Annotated in this window: 20 protein-coding genes and 1 pseudogene; 17 read left to right on the forward strand and 4 right to left on the reverse strand. The window is 25.0% G+C overall.

Annotated elements, in window-relative coordinates:
• Nucleotides 1-60: 60 nt before the first annotated feature.
• Nucleotides 61-3,000 (reverse strand): AAA family ATPase, encoded by a 2,940-nt coding sequence (locus AAHM82_RS10200; protein ID WP_342263863.1) that lies wholly within the window; start codon nucleotides 2,998-3,000, stop codon nucleotides 61-63.
• An 897-nt stretch (nucleotides 3,001-3,897) separates the two neighbouring features.
• Between AAHM82_RS10200 and AAHM82_RS10205 the strand changes: the two genes are divergently transcribed.
• From AAHM82_RS10205 to AAHM82_RS10255, 11 genes are all read left to right on the forward strand, one after another.
• Complete coding sequence (locus AAHM82_RS10205) at nucleotides 3,898-4,224, forward strand: hypothetical protein (protein ID WP_342263463.1); 327 nt, start codon at nucleotides 3,898-3,900, stop codon at nucleotides 4,222-4,224.
• Nucleotides 4,225-4,226: 2 nt separating this feature from the next.
• Nucleotides 4,227-4,448 carry a hypothetical protein gene (locus AAHM82_RS10210; RefSeq protein WP_342263464.1) on the forward strand — a complete coding sequence of 74 codons (222 nt, stop codon included), beginning with the start codon at nucleotides 4,227-4,229 and terminating at the stop codon, nucleotides 4,446-4,448.
• Nucleotides 4,449-4,612: 164 nt separating this feature from the next.
• Nucleotides 4,613-4,843 carry a hypothetical protein gene (locus AAHM82_RS10215; protein ID WP_342263465.1) on the forward strand — a complete coding sequence of 77 codons (231 nt, stop codon included), beginning with the start codon at nucleotides 4,613-4,615 and terminating at the stop codon, nucleotides 4,841-4,843.
• A gap of 78 nt (nucleotides 4,844-4,921) precedes the next feature.
• Complete coding sequence (locus AAHM82_RS10220) at nucleotides 4,922-5,254, forward strand: hypothetical protein (RefSeq protein WP_342263466.1); 333 nt, start codon at nucleotides 4,922-4,924, stop codon at nucleotides 5,252-5,254.
• A 24-nt stretch (nucleotides 5,255-5,278) separates the two neighbouring features.
• Entirely contained in the window at nucleotides 5,279-6,265 is a 987-nt protein-coding gene (locus tag AAHM82_RS10225) for a hypothetical protein (protein ID WP_342223784.1), read from the forward strand.
• Between the two features lie 3 nt (nucleotides 6,266-6,268).
• Nucleotides 6,269-6,589: a hypothetical protein gene (locus tag AAHM82_RS10230; RefSeq protein WP_342263467.1), complete on the forward strand. Its 321-nt coding sequence runs from the start codon at nucleotides 6,269-6,271 to the stop codon at nucleotides 6,587-6,589.
• Between the two features lie 2 nt (nucleotides 6,590-6,591).
• Nucleotides 6,592-6,840: a hypothetical protein gene (locus tag AAHM82_RS10235; RefSeq protein WP_338968164.1), complete on the forward strand. Its 249-nt coding sequence runs from the start codon at nucleotides 6,592-6,594 to the stop codon at nucleotides 6,838-6,840.
• A 22-nt stretch (nucleotides 6,841-6,862) separates the two neighbouring features.
• A complete protein-coding gene (locus tag AAHM82_RS10240) occupies nucleotides 6,863-7,255 on the forward strand; it encodes a hypothetical protein (protein WP_342263810.1) in 393 nt (130 codons plus the stop codon).
• A complete protein-coding gene (locus tag AAHM82_RS10245; RefSeq protein ID WP_342263809.1) occupies nucleotides 7,233-7,505 on the forward strand; it encodes a hypothetical protein in 273 nt (90 codons plus the stop codon). Before AAHM82_RS10240 ends, AAHM82_RS10245 begins: the two co-directional genes overlap by 23 nt.
• Before the next feature lie 15 nt (nucleotides 7,506-7,520).
• Nucleotides 7,521-9,401 carry a hypothetical protein gene (locus AAHM82_RS10250; RefSeq protein ID WP_342263808.1) on the forward strand — a complete coding sequence of 627 codons (1,881 nt, stop codon included), beginning with the start codon at nucleotides 7,521-7,523 and terminating at the stop codon, nucleotides 9,399-9,401.
• 51 nt (nucleotides 9,402-9,452) lie between these two features.
• Nucleotides 9,453-9,968, forward strand: a complete 516-nt coding sequence (locus AAHM82_RS10255; RefSeq protein WP_342263807.1) for a hypothetical protein — start codon at nucleotides 9,453-9,455, stop codon at nucleotides 9,966-9,968.
• Between the two features lie 176 nt (nucleotides 9,969-10,144).
• On the opposite strand, the gene AAHM82_RS10260 is transcribed toward AAHM82_RS10255, so the two are convergent.
• Together AAHM82_RS10260 and AAHM82_RS10265 are read right to left on the reverse strand one after the other, a co-directional pair.
• Nucleotides 10,145-11,368 carry an IS256 family transposase gene (locus AAHM82_RS10260; protein ID WP_342263862.1) on the reverse strand — a complete coding sequence of 408 codons (1,224 nt, stop codon included), beginning with the start codon at nucleotides 11,366-11,368 and terminating at the stop codon, nucleotides 10,145-10,147.
• Between the two features lie 159 nt (nucleotides 11,369-11,527).
• Entirely contained in the window at nucleotides 11,528-13,018 is a 1,491-nt protein-coding gene (locus AAHM82_RS10265) for a hypothetical protein (RefSeq protein WP_342263864.1), read from the reverse strand.
• Between the two features lie 88 nt (nucleotides 13,019-13,106).
• On the opposite strand from AAHM82_RS10265, the gene AAHM82_RS14615 reads away from it, so the two are divergent.
• From AAHM82_RS14615 to AAHM82_RS10285, 6 genes and pseudogenes are all read left to right on the forward strand, one after another.
• Entirely contained in the window at nucleotides 13,107-13,547 is a 441-nt protein-coding gene (locus AAHM82_RS14615) for a helix-turn-helix domain-containing protein (RefSeq protein ID WP_425288980.1), read from the forward strand.
• Nucleotides 13,544-13,936 carry a transposase family protein gene (locus tag AAHM82_RS14620; protein ID WP_342264845.1) on the forward strand — a complete coding sequence of 131 codons (393 nt, stop codon included), beginning with the start codon at nucleotides 13,544-13,546 and terminating at the stop codon, nucleotides 13,934-13,936. Before AAHM82_RS14615 ends, AAHM82_RS14620 begins: the two co-directional genes overlap by 4 nt.
• A gap of 389 nt (nucleotides 13,937-14,325) precedes the next feature.
• On the forward strand, nucleotides 14,326-14,766 hold the full coding sequence (locus AAHM82_RS14625; RefSeq protein WP_342263396.1) for a transposase family protein: 441 nt from the start codon (nucleotides 14,326-14,328) through the stop codon (nucleotides 14,764-14,766).
• Nucleotides 14,763-15,155, forward strand: coding sequence for a transposase family protein (locus AAHM82_RS14630; RefSeq protein WP_342264845.1), 393 nt, complete (start codon nucleotides 14,763-14,765; stop codon nucleotides 15,153-15,155). Before AAHM82_RS14625 ends, AAHM82_RS14630 begins: the two co-directional genes overlap by 4 nt.
• Nucleotides 15,156-15,341: 186 nt before the next feature.
• Nucleotides 15,342-15,761, forward strand: a pseudogene (locus tag AAHM82_RS10280) (DNA cytosine methyltransferase); the annotation flags it as partial.
• A gap of 185 nt (nucleotides 15,762-15,946) precedes the next feature.
• The gene (locus tag AAHM82_RS10285; protein WP_342263866.1) at nucleotides 15,947-17,167 is read left to right on the forward strand and encodes an IS256 family transposase; all 1,221 of its coding nucleotides are present in this window, start codon (nucleotides 15,947-15,949) and stop codon (nucleotides 17,165-17,167) included.
• A 60-nt stretch (nucleotides 17,168-17,227) separates the two neighbouring features.
• On the opposite strand, the gene AAHM82_RS10290 is transcribed toward AAHM82_RS10285, so the two are convergent.
• A complete protein-coding gene (locus AAHM82_RS10290; RefSeq protein ID WP_342263867.1) occupies nucleotides 17,228-18,187 on the reverse strand; it encodes an IS1/IS1595 family N-terminal zinc-binding domain-containing protein in 960 nt (319 codons plus the stop codon).
• Between the last annotated feature and the right edge of the window lie 139 nt (nucleotides 18,188-18,326).

The following is an 18,326-nucleotide window of genomic DNA, read 5'->3' on the forward strand; positions in this document are numbered from 1 at the left end:
CTCCATTGGATTAAATCATTAATGTTTTTACACTTATCATACTAATTAATACACGATAAATTAATTAGCAGAAGTAACTAAATTTTTTGCTTGTTCTAATCTAATAGCAACCATTTTAGTAACACCTTTACTTTGCATTGTTGTGCCATACAATGTATCACAGTTTTCCATTGTTCCTGGGCGATGCGTGATAACAATAAATTGTGTTTCAGTAGCAAATGACTTTAAATACTTAGCAAATCTTTCAACATTAGCAACATCTAATGGTGCTTCCACTTCATCAAGAATAACAATTGGTAAAGGGCGTGCCTTTAAAATTGCAAAAAGCACTGCTAAAGCTACTAGTGATTTCTCACCACCAGATAATAAATTCAAGTTAGTAATAGTTTTTCCTGGTAAATTTACTAAAATATCAATTCCGGTTTCTAAAATATTATTAGGATCAGTATATACTAAACTAGCAGTGCCACCAGCAAAAAGAACTTTAAAAGTTTCTGGCAAAACCTTATTAATATCTTTAATAGTCGCATTAAAACGAGTTATCATAATTTCATCCATATCTTTAATAGCATTAAGTAATTGTTTTTTACCATTATTTAATTCTTGTTCTTGCTCTTTTAAAAATTGATATCGTTCATTAATTGTTTCATATTCAGAAATAGCATCAATATTTACAGGTCCTAAATCTTGTAATTCTTGGCGTAATAAAATAATTTCTTCACGAACTTCTTTAATATCACCAATCGGGTCTTGACCATACTTTTCATAACCATATTCATAAGTTAAACGATATTCTTGCGCTAATCTTTCTAAATTTTGTTGTAAACAATTATCAAGTGCTAACTTTTGATAGTTATATTCCTGTAATAGTTTCTCTTGATTTTTATATTCAGTACGCATTTTCTTTATTTCTAAAGTTAATGAATATAATTGATTACTATAAGTTTCTCGTAAAGTTCTTTGTGTTTGTTGTTGCTCAGTAATTTTTAATTTTTCTAACTTTAAATTACTAATCTTATTTTCCAATATTACTCGTTCATCAAGTTGTTGATTAGAATCATTGCTAACTGGCATTTTTTTCTTTGTTAAATGTTGATATTCTTGTTCAATTATTCTTTGTTTTTGTTCATTACTTTGTTTACTTTGTTGAAACTTACCTAAATGCAATTGTTTTTGTTCTAATTCATTATTTAATGTTATTAGTTTCTCTTTAATACTTTGCCATTTTTGATAATAAGTTTGAACTAATTGTTCTAATTCACTAATTTTAGTTTTTAAATTATTAACTTGTTCTTCATTATTAAATAAAAATGGCTTTACTCTTTTGTGACCACCACTAATACTGCCCCCAGGGCGAATAACATCACCTTGTAAAGTAATAATATGATACTTCCGATAAGTCAAATGAGCAATTTCATTTGCTTGTGCTAAACTCTCAACAATAATTATTCTTCCTAACAAAAAACGCATTACTGGTTCAAACTTAACATTAGTAGTTAATAATTCATAAGCAACACCAATAAAACCTTTTTGAGTTTTTAATAATGATAAATCCTCATTATTAATCATTTGAATCCGTAAACTATTTAAAGGTAAAAATGTTGCAATTCCACCTTCATTAGCTTTTAAAAATTGAATTGCACGAATAGCATCACTATCCTTTTCAACAACAATATGTTGCATACTGCTAGATAAGGCTTCTTGAATAGCTAATTGATAAATACTAGGAACATTAATTAATCGATCAATAGTATCAATAATTCCTGTTAAATGAAGTCGATTATTTAAAATTGTTTTAACACCCTGATAATAATAAGTATTATTACTTTGCAAATCAACTAAATAATCTTGTTTACTTTTTAATTCATAAATTTCCTTATTTAAAAGATTATACTTTTTAACAGCAACTTCTAAATCTTCATTTAATAAAATTCTTTGTTTTTGAAAATCATCAATCATATTTTGTTGTTCAGTAATTAATTTAGTTTGTTGTAAAATTTCTTGATTAATATTATTAGCATCTTGTTCTAAATCTTGAACTTGATTATTACTATTAACTTGCTTTTCATTTTGTTGTGAGATTTTTTCATTTTGTAATAGTTCTAATTGATTAAGATGTTCATCTAATTGTTGTCCGAATTGTTGCATTTTATTATCAATAGTAAAAATATTTTCTTGCAACAAATTAATTTTATTATCATAATTAGTAATTTGAACACTTAAATCTTCAGTTTGAGAAGTATATCTTTTAATTTCTAATTGTAAATCACGAATTCCCTCATACTGACTAGTAATATCTTTTACTAAAATAGCCACTTCAATAGTTGTCAATTGTTCTTTTTTAGTAACATATTCTTGTGCTTTTTTAGCTTGACGACGCAAATAATTAATATTTCTTTCCATCTCAATAATGATGTCATTAATGCGAACTAAATTTTCTTCAGTTTTTTCTAATTTCCGAACTGACTCTAATTTGCGTTTTTTATACTTAGAAACATTAGCTGCTTCTTCAAATAATAATCTTCTTTCTTCTGGTTTAACTTGTGAAAAATTGGCGACATTACCTTGATTAATAATAGCTAATGAACCTTTACTTAAACCAGTACCTAATACTAATTCTTGAACATCCTTTAATCTGCTACGACTTTTATTAATTGAATATTCATTCTCATTATTATCACGATAAACTCTTCTAGTTATTTCTACTTCATCAAAGTCAATAGGAAAAATGCGTTTTTTATTATTAAAAATTAATTTAACTTCCGCCATATTTAACTGTGAATATTCACTACTACCTTGAAAAATAATATCTTGAATATTATCACCCCGTAATGATTTAATTGATTGTTCGCCCAGTACTCAACGAATAGCATCATTAATATTAGACTTACCAGAACCATTAGGTCCCACAACACCAATAATACCGTGTTCAAAAACTATTTTTGTTGGCTTAGCAAACGATTTGAATCCATACGCTTCTAATCTTTTTAAAAACACCATATTTATCTACCTCACAAATTTTATTATAACAATATATTTTAACTATGTATTATGTATTAGTAATACTTCTAATTTTATTGCGATATATTAATGATAGTCAACAAATACTAAAAGATACTGTAAATAAAATAACTAATATTAATAAAACCAACGGATAGTATCAATCTGCAATATATACAGGAAATAAAACTTTAGTTTCACTATAAATAATATCAGTTAATAATTTAATAATTGGTCTTGCTAAAGGAATGATATTATTCAAGTAATTAACATAATAGGCATAAAAATTAATATAAAGCGACTAGCTAATCATTTATAATGATACCCAATAACATTTAAAATTGTAACAAATCGCAAATTATCATTAATAGTAATATTACTAGTTACAGGACGCATAAAGTTTTGTTAGGTGGGAAAAGATTTGAATAAGTATTAAGACAGTCAGCAATGATTGTCTTTTTATTTTATAAGATGTTAAAAATTTGTTCTTTGAAAATTAAATACAAGTGAATTAATAATGTTGGTATGTATTAAAGCACGATAAATTGTGGGTGGTCGCCATAACCAAAAGAAGTTTACCAGTTAATAGATAACATCCTATTAACTATAGCAATTTGTTTCGTTTTGCAATAAAAAAATGAATGGGTGGATTTCCTAAAAATATACACGCTATTAAATTAGTTCCAAGGGTAGGATGCGGATGTTAAAGTGTAAAAATTTCTATATAGGGGTATGCTAAGTTTAAAATTATTAAAATCTTTATCTAATTAAAAAACAAAATTCAGTAACAAAGTTTGTTAAACACTTAAATCTGCGATATATAAGTGTTTAAAAAACTAAGTTAACTAACAACTTAGTTAATATAACTTAGTTTATTTATAAGAGAGGTAATTTATTATGAAAAACATTGAAAACATTTTCTTAAATACTAAGAAATATCTCTTAAAAGAAACACAAAACGCAATGCTTATTAAAGCCCCAAAAATTCCGTGATTTAGTGAACAAATCGGTATTTGGTTTCCAAAGCGATTTGTTTATAAAGGAAAATATGAAAATTCAATTTGCATCGGAATAATAAAAGATAGTAAATATCAAGTAATTTCAATTAATCAACAAGAGCAAGAAACCAAGTTAATTAAAGGCCAAGAATTATTAGGCTTCTTCATTGCCGAAAAAGAAAACAACAAAAAAGATATAAATTATAACTATTTTAAAGGAGTTTAAAAATGAATATTGCGATTGGAATAATATTTATTATCATTTGCATAATGCTATTGGCATATTTTGCTTATAAAATTTATGCCAAAATAAAAATGCGAATTAAATATAAAAATGCCATTAAAAGTAATACTGGTAATTTTACAAAAGACGAAAAAGTATTTATTGCTCGCTTTGAAGAATGAGTTAAAGCTCCTAATTCAAAAAACAATAACGCGGATAAAAAATAATGTTTTGAAAAATTATCATGGAATTCTTAGAACTGTTTGTTCCGATAGAAAAAATGCCTGCACAAGTTGCGTTTATTGCCGGATTAATTATTATCATTACTTTTCTTTTCGCCTTAATTTCAATTATGTATTTACCAATAAAAATGATTTTTGGGAGATAAAAAATGACAATAAACTTAAAAGAATTTAATTGAGAACAAATTAAACAAACTTTCTGAGATTTATTTATTCAAATTACAACTATTCCAGCTCATATTACTGGTGGTAAAGAAATTAATTTAACTGAAGAGCCACTTTGACTTTTAATAGCAAACATTGCTTTTTGATTCTTGACAGCAGTTATGGTGTGATTTATTCTAATGCTACTTTGAAAAACCATATCAGTATTTAGATAGAAGCAAAAGTAATGTCGCGAAGCTAAATTGTGATGCATTCACAAAGAAATTCAAAATTAATTAGGAAAAAACACAATCGTGTTAAGGTTAATCGTGGTTTTAACAAATTTAAGAAAAACTTTGAATATAAATGATGAATGTTTTAAAAAGAAAGGGGGTGATTATATGTTTGGAATTTTCTTGGCCGATGCACCAGCAACAGTAGAAAAAATAACAGCTAGTGACGCGATGACTAAATTGTGAAATGCAATTATAACAGCGTTTACTAAAATGTGAGAAATTATTGCTGTTAATATGCCACAAGTCGGTAACTTCTTTGCTGACTACTGAATATTCATTTTTCCATTTATTTTGGCAATATTCTTTATTTGCTTTAAAATGTTTGAAAAATTACTTGGAGCTGTACGCTAACAAAAAAATAAAGTGAGGTGCAAGATGAAATTTTGCAAATGAATAATAGAAAAAAATAACCATTTTATTGAATTAAATCGCACCTCATTTTTAATTTTATGACATTGCGGAGCAATTTGATATATTTACAACGGTTATTTTAAAAACATTGTGAGCTATTTATTTTTAGCGGGTTGTATTTTAATTTTCCTTTTTAAAATTGGTAATTTAACACAAATTAACAAAGTTATTAATTTCTTAAAAAATTCACCATTAAATATTGTGATAGGTTCATTGGGAACTGGAAAAACCGCTTTTCTAGTATACGCATCAAAATTACTAAAAAAGAAGAAATATCACATCGCCTCAACCTTTCCATTACTAGAAACTCAAAAATTAAGTTTAGGACATATGGGATTATTAGACTTTGATTATCCGGTATTGCCAGACAAAACCTTACTTTTGTGAGATGAAACCAATTTATTTTTAGAAGGAACTGATTGAGAAAAAAATAATACCAAAAATGAAGAAACCGGTATTCAAGAATATTTCGCTCTGGCACGGCATTTCGGTCATATTGTGCTTGCTAGCGGTCAAAGAGATAAACATATTTGAGTTAAAGTTCGTGATATTGCCAATAATGTGATTGTGGGCATTCGTAAAAAACCCGTTAATATTTTTCGACCCTACTTAAAAGTCATCTATGGCACCTTTACTAGCATTGAAGAATATGAACGCTGACGAAACACCTTAATTGATGCTAAAAATAGTAAAAAGGGTCGTCGCATTAAATACCGGGATATTCCTGAACTTGATATTTATTTTTTTAAACTAAAAATTCCCCTACCAATACTTAATACTTACAATTCTTTTTACCTAGCATTTTTAAGAGATTACTTAAATTCAAAAGTAAATCCTGATTATGAAGATAAATACTATACTGATACGGCAATTGATTTAGAAGACTTAGAATACTTAAAAATGGATAAATTTAGCAAATTTTTAAGAAAAATGAAAGAAAAGGAACAATAAAAAATGGAAAATCTCGCAAAAATGGCCGACTTTCTTGCCCAAATGCTTTATAAAGTTTTTGATTTAATTTGAAGTCTTGAAGTGCCGGGAACAAAAATTCAACTAATATTTCCCTTATTCTTAACGCTTGCTGTAGAATTTCTTATGGCAATTATTCTTGGTTTTGGCAGTCAACAAGTTAATTTAGAAAAGCAACGCCAATATGCCGTTAAAAATAGTGGTCGTTTAAGTGCGTGAGGAAAAGTTAAAAAACAAATAAAACCAATAAATCCAAATAAAATTAATTGAAAACAAAGAAATAAAAAAATAAAACAAGGTAACTAACGATGTTTAAACTAATTATTATTTTTATCTTAATAACTGTTCTTGGATTATTAGCTGGTAGTCATTTTGAAACTTTAACGAACTATATTAGCGAAGGCCTTGCCAATTTTAAAAAGTTTATTACTAGCAATTTAACAATTTTAGAACTGTTTAAACCAATGGCACGAACATTTTCACAACATCCAATCTTTACCATTCTTGGCGTTACTTGTGTACTTATTGCCTTATTTATTGTGATTAAAGGACGATAAAAAATATGAAAGAAGAATTAAAATGAAAAAACTTTTAGTAAAATTATTTAAAAAAGATAATTCAAAAGAAAAAGCGCTGTTAAAATTAAGAATTAAAAATTCTTTTAAAAAGCAATGGTTAAAAATAGCATTAAGTATCATTTTCATCTTTATAAGCTTATTAATTTGTGCATTAACAGCAATCGATACTAAATGAATAACCGGAACAAGTAACGAATTTAATAATTTTATGAATGAAGAGATGGTTAAATTCTTTGGAAAGTTCAATAGTGGTATTATGCTGGCAGGAATATTTGTTTTTTGATGAGGCGGAGCAATATATTTTGCAATTAAATTTGAAAAATTAATCCGCTTTATTATTCAAAAAATTAAAGCAAAAAGAGCCTTGAAAAATGAAATCAAACAAATTAATTAGTTCTTTAAAAAAATATTGATGGAGAATTTTACCTTACATTTTTATAATTATTATCTTTTTCATTCCATTTTTAAAATTGGAAATTAATTATTTGAAATTATTATATGAAAAATTTGAAGCATTAATTTCACTTATGATACTAGGATATTTAGATATATGCATTACAATAGCTGTAACTATAAATTGTGGTATTGAGTGACTTATTAAAAAAATTAAAGAAAAAAGAACAATGAAAAATAAAATATTTTAAAAAGGAGTGATAAAAATGTTTATGAAAATATTTACCGTGCTAATTATTAGTTTCAATAATATTTTTACCATTTCCCAAAACATTAACAATGATGAAATGACAACACAATCACTAATTAGAAATAAAAGACAAAATAATAAAATTTATAATTTTGAAATCAAAAACTTACAAAAGGTGAGATTTCATTTTGGTGACCTCGTAACTTGGACAACAACCAGACTTATAGAAGTCAATATAAATAAAAAAGATAATAGCGATTTAAATGAAAAGTTACCGGAATTAAAAAATTTAAACAATCTTACTTTCAAATTTATACGATCAGAATTTTCTGATAATCAGAGTAAACAACAAAAAATTCAAAAATTAATAACTACATATGGAACCAAAGTAGGAAAGAAAGAATGAGTAATCAATAAAAAAATAACAATCAGAGCAAAAGGCACAATTTTAAATGACTACAAACAAGATGATAATATAACAGATTACAGTTTAATATGTACAAATGATTTTGAAATTGAAATTAAAAAAGATAGCACCGATATTGATTTACCAGAAACAACTATTAACTTTGACGGTAATCACAAATACAGCGATGTTATTGATAACCTTGATTATTTAATGATTCACCGTGGTGATTTTGATAAATTTAATTACTCGTATCTCTATTGAACACCAGTATTTAATTTCATTAATACTTTAGAAAAAGGGTATTACAAAGAATTTACCATTAAAAATCATGGTTTTAAAAACGAAAGCTATTTTTATCACAAAACTTCTAGTAGTAAAGATGAAATTAATACAAATATTTTGAAAATTAAAGCTTTTAATAAAACCTTAATTGCGGGTAATAACTATTTACAATTATTACACGGTGAAAGTGAAATCTGAAAATATGCCACTGCAAATGCTAACGATTATTACTTAATTAAGTATCTTTTTGGTACCTTAAATTATCTTAATGTTAAATTTAGTTTTTTGAGATACGATCCTGAATTAAAAAATGACATTTACCTTTATTTTAAAAACAACATTCCTAGTATTAACAACAGCGAGTACAAAAATGTTTTTGACGAAATCTATGAAATTCTTGGCAATTTCTTTTCCAGTTTATTTTATGCGACTTTTGATATGGACGAAAAAACTCATACCGAAATTGATTTTAAAGGCGTAGATAATTATAACAAGAACTATTTTATTCAAATTGGTTTCTTTTATCGTTCGTTAATTACTTTTTATCCCAAAAAATACTTAGTAAATATTATGGGAGACTCAGAATTATTACTAAGAAGTTATTTTTTTACTTTTGATAAAAAAACGCACCAAGAAAATTTTAATGCTATTAAAAATAATAACAGTATCTATCAAATTGAATTTAATGTTCTTAAATCTTACGACAATAAACTGATTACCTTGCCAACCAGTAAGACTGCTAACAGCATTAATTACTTCAATACGGACATTGATATTCGCTATGGCATTAATATTTTTACCTTAACTTTTCCTTTGTACCATAAAACAAATACCTCTAATTATAATTTTAAAATTTATGACTTTAATGTCCTTAATTCCACAGCGTTTATACCTGATGGTTCAACTAACTCGGAATGAGATGACATAATTCCGCCAGCAAATTGTAAATATTCTGGACGATGAATCCCTACTTTTAATGACATTGGCTGTGCCATTCAAAATGCTGGTATCAAAATGATTAATTGAATGCTAACGGCTTCGCAAATCATTACAATTTTACGGCCATTAGCAATTATTGCAAAAGCAACAGTTACCTTTTCAACCGCAATTTTCCCAGTTTTTAAAACAGTACCCGCCTTTTACTATACCTTTCAATTTTTAATCGGTTTTGCCATCTTTCTAATGATATTAAGAATTTTTGTATAATATATATATATATATATATATTGGAAAAAATAAAATAAAGGAGTTAATTTTATGAAATTTTTAAATATAACCGCTGTTTTAGGATTAATAACACTACCAATAATCGGCTGTTCCAAAAAAACAAATGAACCAGTAAAACAAAAAAATAAAGATAGTAATAAAGATATTAATAAAATTTATAATTTTGAAATCAAAAACTTACAAAAGGTGAGGTTTCATTTTGGTGACCTCGTAACTTGGCCAACAACCAGACTTATAGAAGTTAACATAAAGAAAGAAGATAATATCAATCTAAATGAAAAATTACCGGAATTAAAAAATTTAAACAATCTTACTTTCAAATTTATACAATCAGAATTCTCTAATAATCAGAGTAAACAACAAAAAATTCAAAAATTAATAACTACATATGGAACCAAAGCAGGAAAGAAAGAATGAGTAATCAATAAAAAAATAACAATTAAAGCACAAGGCACAAATTTAAATGACTACAAACAAGATGATAATACAACAGATTATAGTTTAATATGTACAAATAATTTTGAAATTGAAATTGAAAATCCTTAATAACTAAATTAAAAAACTGTTAAAATCACTACCCCAAAATGTAGCTTTATATGATGATACTGCTCTTAAACAACTTTTTCATTTTTTTATTTTGTCAAAATAAAAACCAGTAATTTTAGTTAATTACTGGTTTGAATATTTTTTGGGACTGTACAATTAACTGTGTCTTTAAGTAATTAACTTAAATTCACTCTGTCCTCAAATTTTATCATTAAATGTGAAATTGCACTACCCCAATTTTGAATTGGCATCGTTCATTTCTTAACCATATTTTGAAATGCTAAATAAAATATTTTAAAAACTGATGCGTCATTAGGAAAAATCTTTTTATTCTTAATGACTTTTCTTAGTTGACTATTAACAGATTCAATCGCATTAGTTGTGTAAATAATCCTTCTAAATTCTTGAGGATATTCAAGAAAAATTATTAAATTATTTCAGTTATTTTTTCATGATTTAGTAATTTGTGGATACTTTTTATTTCATTTTTCAGAAAAATGATCTAAAGCAACTAGCGCTATTTCTTCATTAATTGCTGTATAAATTGATTTTAAATCATTAGCTACAAGTTTGCGATCTTTGTAAGGGACAAATTTTAAACTATTACGAATTTGATGAACAATGCATAATTGGTGCTGTGTTTTTGGGAACACAGCTTCTATTGCATCAGACATTCCAGTTAAATTATCGCTACAAGCAACAAGAATATCTTGTAAGCCACGATTTTTCATTTCCGTAAGATTATTAAGTCAAAATTTGGCGCCCTCATTCTCGCTAATTCACATTCCTAAAATATCTTTTAAACCATCTAAATTAATTCCTAAGGCAAGATAAACTGCTTTATTTATTATTCGTTTATCTTGCTTTACTTTAACAACAATACAATCAAAATAAACAATCGGATAAATCTTCTCTAAAGGTTTAGTTTGTCACATTTTAACTTCTTCAATAACATCATCAGTTATTTGACTAATTAAACTTTCTGAAATTTCTGCTCCGTGATAGAATTCTTGCAATTGTGCTTTGATATCAGAAATTGTCATTCCTCTTGCATATAAAGAAATTACTTTTTGATCAAAGTTATCAAATCTTCTTTGTCTTTTCGGAATAATTACTGGTTCAAAAGTACTATTTCGATCTCTTGGTACATCAATTGCGATTGAACCATTTTTAGTAATAATGGTTTTTTGTGTGTTGCCATTTCTTTTATTATGATTCTCATCAGTTTCAAGATAATCTTTAATTTCCGTATTTAACATTCGTTCAGTTAATTTTTTGGTAAATTCCTGAAAAATAGTATTGCCTTTAAATAAATCTTGTGGATTATCAATATTTTCTAAAAAATAATCAACAACTTTATCAATTGCATCAGGTTCTTTTTTTATTTTTTTTTTTGTCATTTTCTGTTCTCCTTCGTTTAAGTATAATTCAGAATGAATTATCGAGACACAGAATTTTGGACAGGCCCTATTTTTTATTTTTACAAGAAATTTAAACTTGTTGGGCTTGTTTTAATTAAAGTTATTGTTCTAAATAGCTAATATCGTTTTTATAAAACTTTATACTATAGTAGTAACTGTATTTGTTCTTACCGACCCTTCTCTTTCTGATGAAAAAAATGCTTCACCGTTAAATGTTATTTTATCATTGTTTTTATCTATAGTAATTTCATTGGGTAATAAATTATATTTTTGTAAAATTTGCATTACTTCTGTAATTGATAATGTAACTATTTGTTCTTTATTGTTATCATCAATTATTTTGGCAGTAATATTTCCTGTAATTTTTTGTTTTAAATTTAATATAACTTTAGATGTAATTATTCTTACTGGATAAGTAATTTTTAATTTTTCATTGGGATTAAGTTCAAATTTATCAGCGGGTTCCTTAAAAATACTTAAAATCATTTCTTTTTCTTGTTTATTTGTGTTTGATAAATCAAATTCATTTGATAATACATTAATGATTTCAGAATTTTCATTATTTATATTTGTAAAATCTGTTAATTTTATTTCATCATCAGAATTTATGTTTCAACCATTTAATTTATTTTCTTGTTTTGTTTTAGTTAATCCTGTTGTAATTTGAAATACTAATTTTGATTTTGAATTATATTCACAAGCAGGTACATTAAATGATCTTGTATTTGGAGTTTTATTGATAATTTCTCTATCAGAACATACATTTTTAGGAACATTAGATCATAAAAATGAATTTTCTTTTTTTGTTATTTCAATATCTCAAAAATTTAAATTATCAGTATCAATATAATTTATTTCCTTAAATTTTAAATTAGGATTTTCGTCTCGAAATTTAAAAAATAATGCTTTTTTAATCAATTCATTTAAATTAATAATTTTATTTTGCCCATTATCAATTGAATAATGTATTTTTATATTATTATCATTATTATTTAAATTATCTTTTATTTTTACTATAGCTGAATTATTTGTTTTACTAATAATTTCTAATTGTGAAATATCTAAATCAGGATTTAAATAATTTAATTCATTCAAAATTTCAGTATCAGAATTATCATTAATTTGTCATAAATTTGAATTTAAATAGTATTCACTATATTCATAAACATTATGATCTTGTGAACCAAAATATAATTTATTATTTAAAACCACACCAGAAGAATCAACATTGTTATTTGTTCTAATAATGATTTTTTGCTGTCCTGTAATTGGATCATACTCATAAACATTATTATCGTGTGAACCAAAATATAATTTATTGTTGAAAACCACACCAGAAGATCTTATTCAGCTATTTGCTTTAATAACAACTTTTTGTTTTGCCGTTGTAGGGTCATACTCATAAACATTACTATCATCCGAACCAAAATATATTTTGTTTTTAAAAACCACACCAGAAGAATCAATTATACCATTTGCTTTAATAACAACTTTTTGTTGGCCTGTAATCGGCTCATACTCATAAACATTATTATCATGTGAACCAAAATATAATTTATTATTTAAAGTAACTCCACTAGAATAAACTTCACCATTTGTTTTAATAGCAATTTTTTGTTGATTTGTCACTGGATCATATTCATAAATATTAGACTTCTTGCAAAATTAATTTAAAATATAATTGAATTGTTGTTTTTAATAAAAAGGTGGAATTTAAATGAAATTTAAAAAAAATAATCAAATAAGTGATAAAAATTTTTTAAGATTAACTGGTATTAAACATACTACTTTTAATAAAATGCTAGAAATTTTAAAAATAGAAGAATTAAAAAAGAGATTTCGTCGCGGAAGAACCAATAAATTATCATTAGAAAATCGTATTTTAATGACTTTAGAATATTGAAAAGAATATAGAACTTATTTTCATATTGCAAAAAGTTATGATATTAGTGAAAGTAGTTGTTATAGAAATATCAAATGAATTGAAGACACTTTAATAAAACACCCTAATTTTCAACAACTTACTGGTCAAAAATCACTATTAAAAGATTATTTCAAAGATAAGACTGTTATAATTGATGTAACTGAAAGCCAAATCCAACGCCCAAAAAAAGACAAAAACAGCACTACTCAGGAAAAAAGAAAAAACACACAATAAAAACACAAGTTATAATTGAAAAAGATAGTAAAAAAATTATTAGTTCTGATTTTTCTTATGGTAAAAACCATGACTTTAAAATTTTAAAAGATTCAAAAATTAAATTTTTACCAGAAACAACTGTTTTAGTGGATTTAGGTTATCAAGGCATACAAAAAATTAATCATAATGTTTTAATTCCTAAAAGAAAATCAAAGAAAAACCCTTTAAATAAAGAAGAAAAGCAAAATAATGAGCGAATTTCAAAAATGAGAATTGTTATTGAAAATGTTTTTGCTATACTTAAAAAATTTAAAATTATTAGTGAAAAATATCGAAATCGTAGAAAAAGATTTGCTTTAAGATTTAATTTAATAGCTTCAATTTATAATTTACAACTATTAGTTTAAATATATTTGATAATTTAAAATTTCAGTCTTTTTTTATTGTAAATAATAATTTTTATTATGTTTTAATGACAAAATATTTGTAAAAATAATCTAAAAATTATTTTAATAACACTTTTATATTTATTTTAAATTTAAAAATTATAATTATCATATTAATTTTGCAAGAAGTCTATTATGTTCATCTAATGAACAAAAATATAATTTATTGTTTAAAATTCTACCAGAAGATCAAACTTGCCCTTCTGTTTTAATAACAACTTTTTGTTGATTTGTTACTGGATCATATTCATAAACATTATGATCTCATGAACCAACATATAATAGACTTCTTGCAAAATTAATTTAAAATATAATTGAATTGTTGTTTTTAATAAAAAGGTGGAATTTAAATGAAATTTAAAAAAAATAATCAAATAAGTGATAAAAATTTTTTAAGATTAACTGGTATTAAACATACTACTTTTAATAAAATGCTAGAAATTTTAAAAATAGAAGAATTAAAAAAGAGATTTCGTCGCGGAAGAACCAATAAATTATCATTAGAAAATCGTATTTTAATGACTTTAGAATATTGAAGAGAATATAGAACTTATTTTCATATTGCAAAAAGTTATGATATTAGTGAAAGTAGTTGTTATAGAAATATCAAATGAATTGAAGACACTTTAATAAAACACCCTAATTTTCAACAACTTACTGGTCAAAAATCACTATTAAAAGATTATTTCAAAGATAAGACTGTTATAATTGATGTAACTGAAAGCCAAATCCAACGCCCAAAAAAAGACAAAAACAGCACTACTCAGGAAAAAAGAAAAAACACACAATAAAAACACAAGTTATAATTGAAAAAGATAGTAAAAAAATTATTAGTTCTGATTTTTCTTATGGTAAAAACCATGACTTTAAAATTTTAAAAGATTCAAAAATTAAATTTTTACCAGAAACAACTGTTTTAGTGGATTTAGGTTATCAAGGCATACAAAAAATTAATCATAATGTTTTAATTCCTAAAAGAAAATCAAAGAAAAACCCTTTAAATAAAGAAGAAAAGCAAAATAATGAGCGAATTTCAAAAATGAGAATTGTTATTGAAAATGTTTTTGCTATACTTAAAAAATTTAAAATTATTAGTGAAAAATATCGAAATCGTAGAAAAAGATTTGCTTTAAGATTTAATTTAATAGCTTCAATTTATAATTTACAACTATTAGTTTAAATATATTTGATAATTTAAAATTTCAGTCTTTTTTTATTGTAAATAATAATTTTTATTATGTTTTAATGACAAAATATTTGTAAAAATAATCTAAAAATTATTTTTAAATTTAAAAATTAATATGATAATTATAATTTTGCAAGAAGTCTAGTATATGATGCTAGTAATGAAAATACATATCTAGATACATTAACTACAAATTCAAAATCAGCAAAAATTGCAATTCCAATTAAAAATTATAGAAATTTTATTGTTTTGCCACGAGCAAAAGACGGTTTACTAGTTAACGGTTCATATAATCGGTTTTGAAAAACAGAAAATAATTATATGGGAACAATCGCAGCAAGTAATGTCAATAAAATCATCGTTGATAACCATAAATTACAACAACAAAATAGTAGTAAAATACTATCTTTTTTAATTGATGAAAAAGAATACTTTTTGCGAGTTTTAACCCCACGCGAATGTTGATTATTAATGGGATTTAGTAATAAAGACTTTGATAAAGCAAGAAAAGTTGTTTCAGAAACTCAACTTTATAAACAAGCTGGCAATAGCATTGTCATTGATGTGTTAAAAAAATTTTTACAGCAATGTTTCAAATAGAAAGGAAAAATTAAAGATGCAAAATAAGAGAAAAGTTTTTTAATTTTGTCGAAAACTCTTGATAAAATAAAAAAAATCATCAACTTGATAATTTTAAAAGGCTTTTATGTAAAATTAGAGCCTGTCCAAAATTCTGTGTCTCGATAATTCATTCTGAATTATACTTAAAAGAAGGAGAACAGAAAATGACAAAAAAAATAAAAAAAGAACCTGACGCAATTGATAAAGTTGTTGATTATTTTTTAGAAAATATTGATAATCCACAAGATTTATTTAAAGGCAATACTATTTTTCAGGAATTTACCAAAAAATTAACTGAACGAATGTTAAATACGGAAATTAAAGATTATCTTGAAACTGATGAGAATCATAATAAAAGAAATGGCAACACACAAAAAACCATTATTACTAAAAATGGTTCAATCGCAATTGATGTACCAAGAGATCGAAATAGTACTTTTGAACCAGTAATTATTCCGAAAAGACAAAGAAGATTTGATAACTTTGATCAAAAAGTAATTTCTTTATATGCAAGAGGAATGACAATTTCTGATATCAAAGCACAATTGCAAGAATTCTATCACGGAGCAGAAATTTCAGAAAGTTTAATTAGTCAAATAACTGATGATGTTATTGAAGAAGTTAAAATGTGACAAACTAAACCTTTAGAGAAGATTTATCCGATTGTTTATTTTGATTGTATTGTTGTTAAAGTAAAGCAAGATAAACGAATAATAAATAAAGCAGTTTATCTTGCCTTAGGAATTAATTTAGATGGTTTAAAAGATATTTTAGGAATGTGAATTAGCGAGAATGAGGGAGCCAAATTTTGACTTAATAATCTTACGGAAATGAAAAATCGTGGGTTACAAGATATTCTTGTTGCTTGTAGTGATAATTTAACTGGGATGTCTGATGCAATAGAAGCTGTTTTCCCAAAAACACAGCATCAATTATGCATTGTTCATCAAATTCGCAATAATTTAAAATTTGTTCCTTACAAAGATCGCAAACTTGTAGCTAATGATTTAAAATCAATTTATATAGCAATTAATGAAGAAATAGCGTTAATTGCTTTAGATCATTTTTCAGAAAAATGAAATAAAAAGTATCCACAAATTACTAAATCATGAAAAAATAACTGAAATAATTTAATAATTTTTCTTGAATATCCTCAGGAATTTAGAAGAATTATTTACACAACTAATGCGATTGAATCTGTTAATAGTCAATTAAGAAAAGTCATTAAGAATAAAAAGATTTTTCCTAATGACGCATCAGTTTTTAAAATATTTTATTTAGCATTTCAAAATATGGTTAAGAAATGAACGATGCCAATTCAAAATTGGGGTAGTGCAATTTCACATTTAATGATAAAATTTGAAGACAGAGTGAATTTAAGTTAATTATTTAGAGACACAGTTAATTGTACAGTCCCTAAAATTACTATTTTTACTTTAACTTTTTTATACATTAAAATATAATACCGCTGTTTGTTGGTTTGGAGTTAAACTCTTATGTTGGTATTTTCATTTTCAGAGATTTAAATAATTTTGAATATTAGTAAAACCTAAACCATGATAATGAATTAAGGCTTCTTTACGACTAGATTGTAATTTACTGATTTTATTTAAGTTACGATAACTAGCTTCAGGATTAATTGTTGTTTTAGTTACACATAAAGTAGAATTTGTTTGTTTTGCTACTAAAAAATATAATTTTTGCATATCGGAAGTAATAATTGAATTTTCGTTAATTAATTCTTTGTTCATATTTTCAATAACTCATTGTTTTTGTAAACGTTTGGTGTTTGTGGATTTAACATAAATATTGTTATTATTATCAATTGCCATTTGAATACAGCATTTAGTATTAGTTGCGAATGGGTCAAGGTGAATTCTTCGTGGATCAGTTTTATATTTGAAATTTCCTTTATGGATTTCTTTAATAAATGTTTCATCGATTTGGATTTTACCAGATAATTTTTTAAATTTTAATTGGGTATTTTCTAATTGTTTTGATTTCATTAATTTTTGACGATTATATCAAGCAGTTTTTAATGTAGTTTTAATAAAACGAGAAATTGTTTTACTAGATTGCCCCAGCAATGAAATTTGAATCAATAAATTTCATTGTTCATAATTTAAATGACTTCAATAAATAAAATGATTACGAAAAGCGTCAAAACTTGCACGGCAATTTTTACATAAATATTTTTGTTTTCCTTCTGAATTATGTCCATTTTTAACGCAATGGTAAGATTCACATTTAGGGCATTTAATACCTTGCGCTCTAAATTTTTGATCAATTTCATTTAACTGTTTTTGTTTTTTTATTAATTCTGCTTGTTGTTTGACTTTTTCATAAAATTCTAAAAATTGATCATCTGTTAAAGTATTTACTAGTTCTTGAATTATTTTTTCCATAATTATTATCCACCTCTATCATATTAAAAATATACCTAAAATTAAGTATATTCAATAAATATCAAGAGTTTTCGACAAAATTAAAACAATTTTTTGGTTTTTTTAAAAAAAGAATAGACTTCTTGCAAAATTAATATGA

The sequence above is a fragment of the Spiroplasma endosymbiont of Clivina fossor genome (assembly GCF_964031115.1).
Taxonomy (GTDB): Bacteria; Bacillota_I; Bacilli_A; order Mycoplasmatales; family Nriv7; genus Nriv7.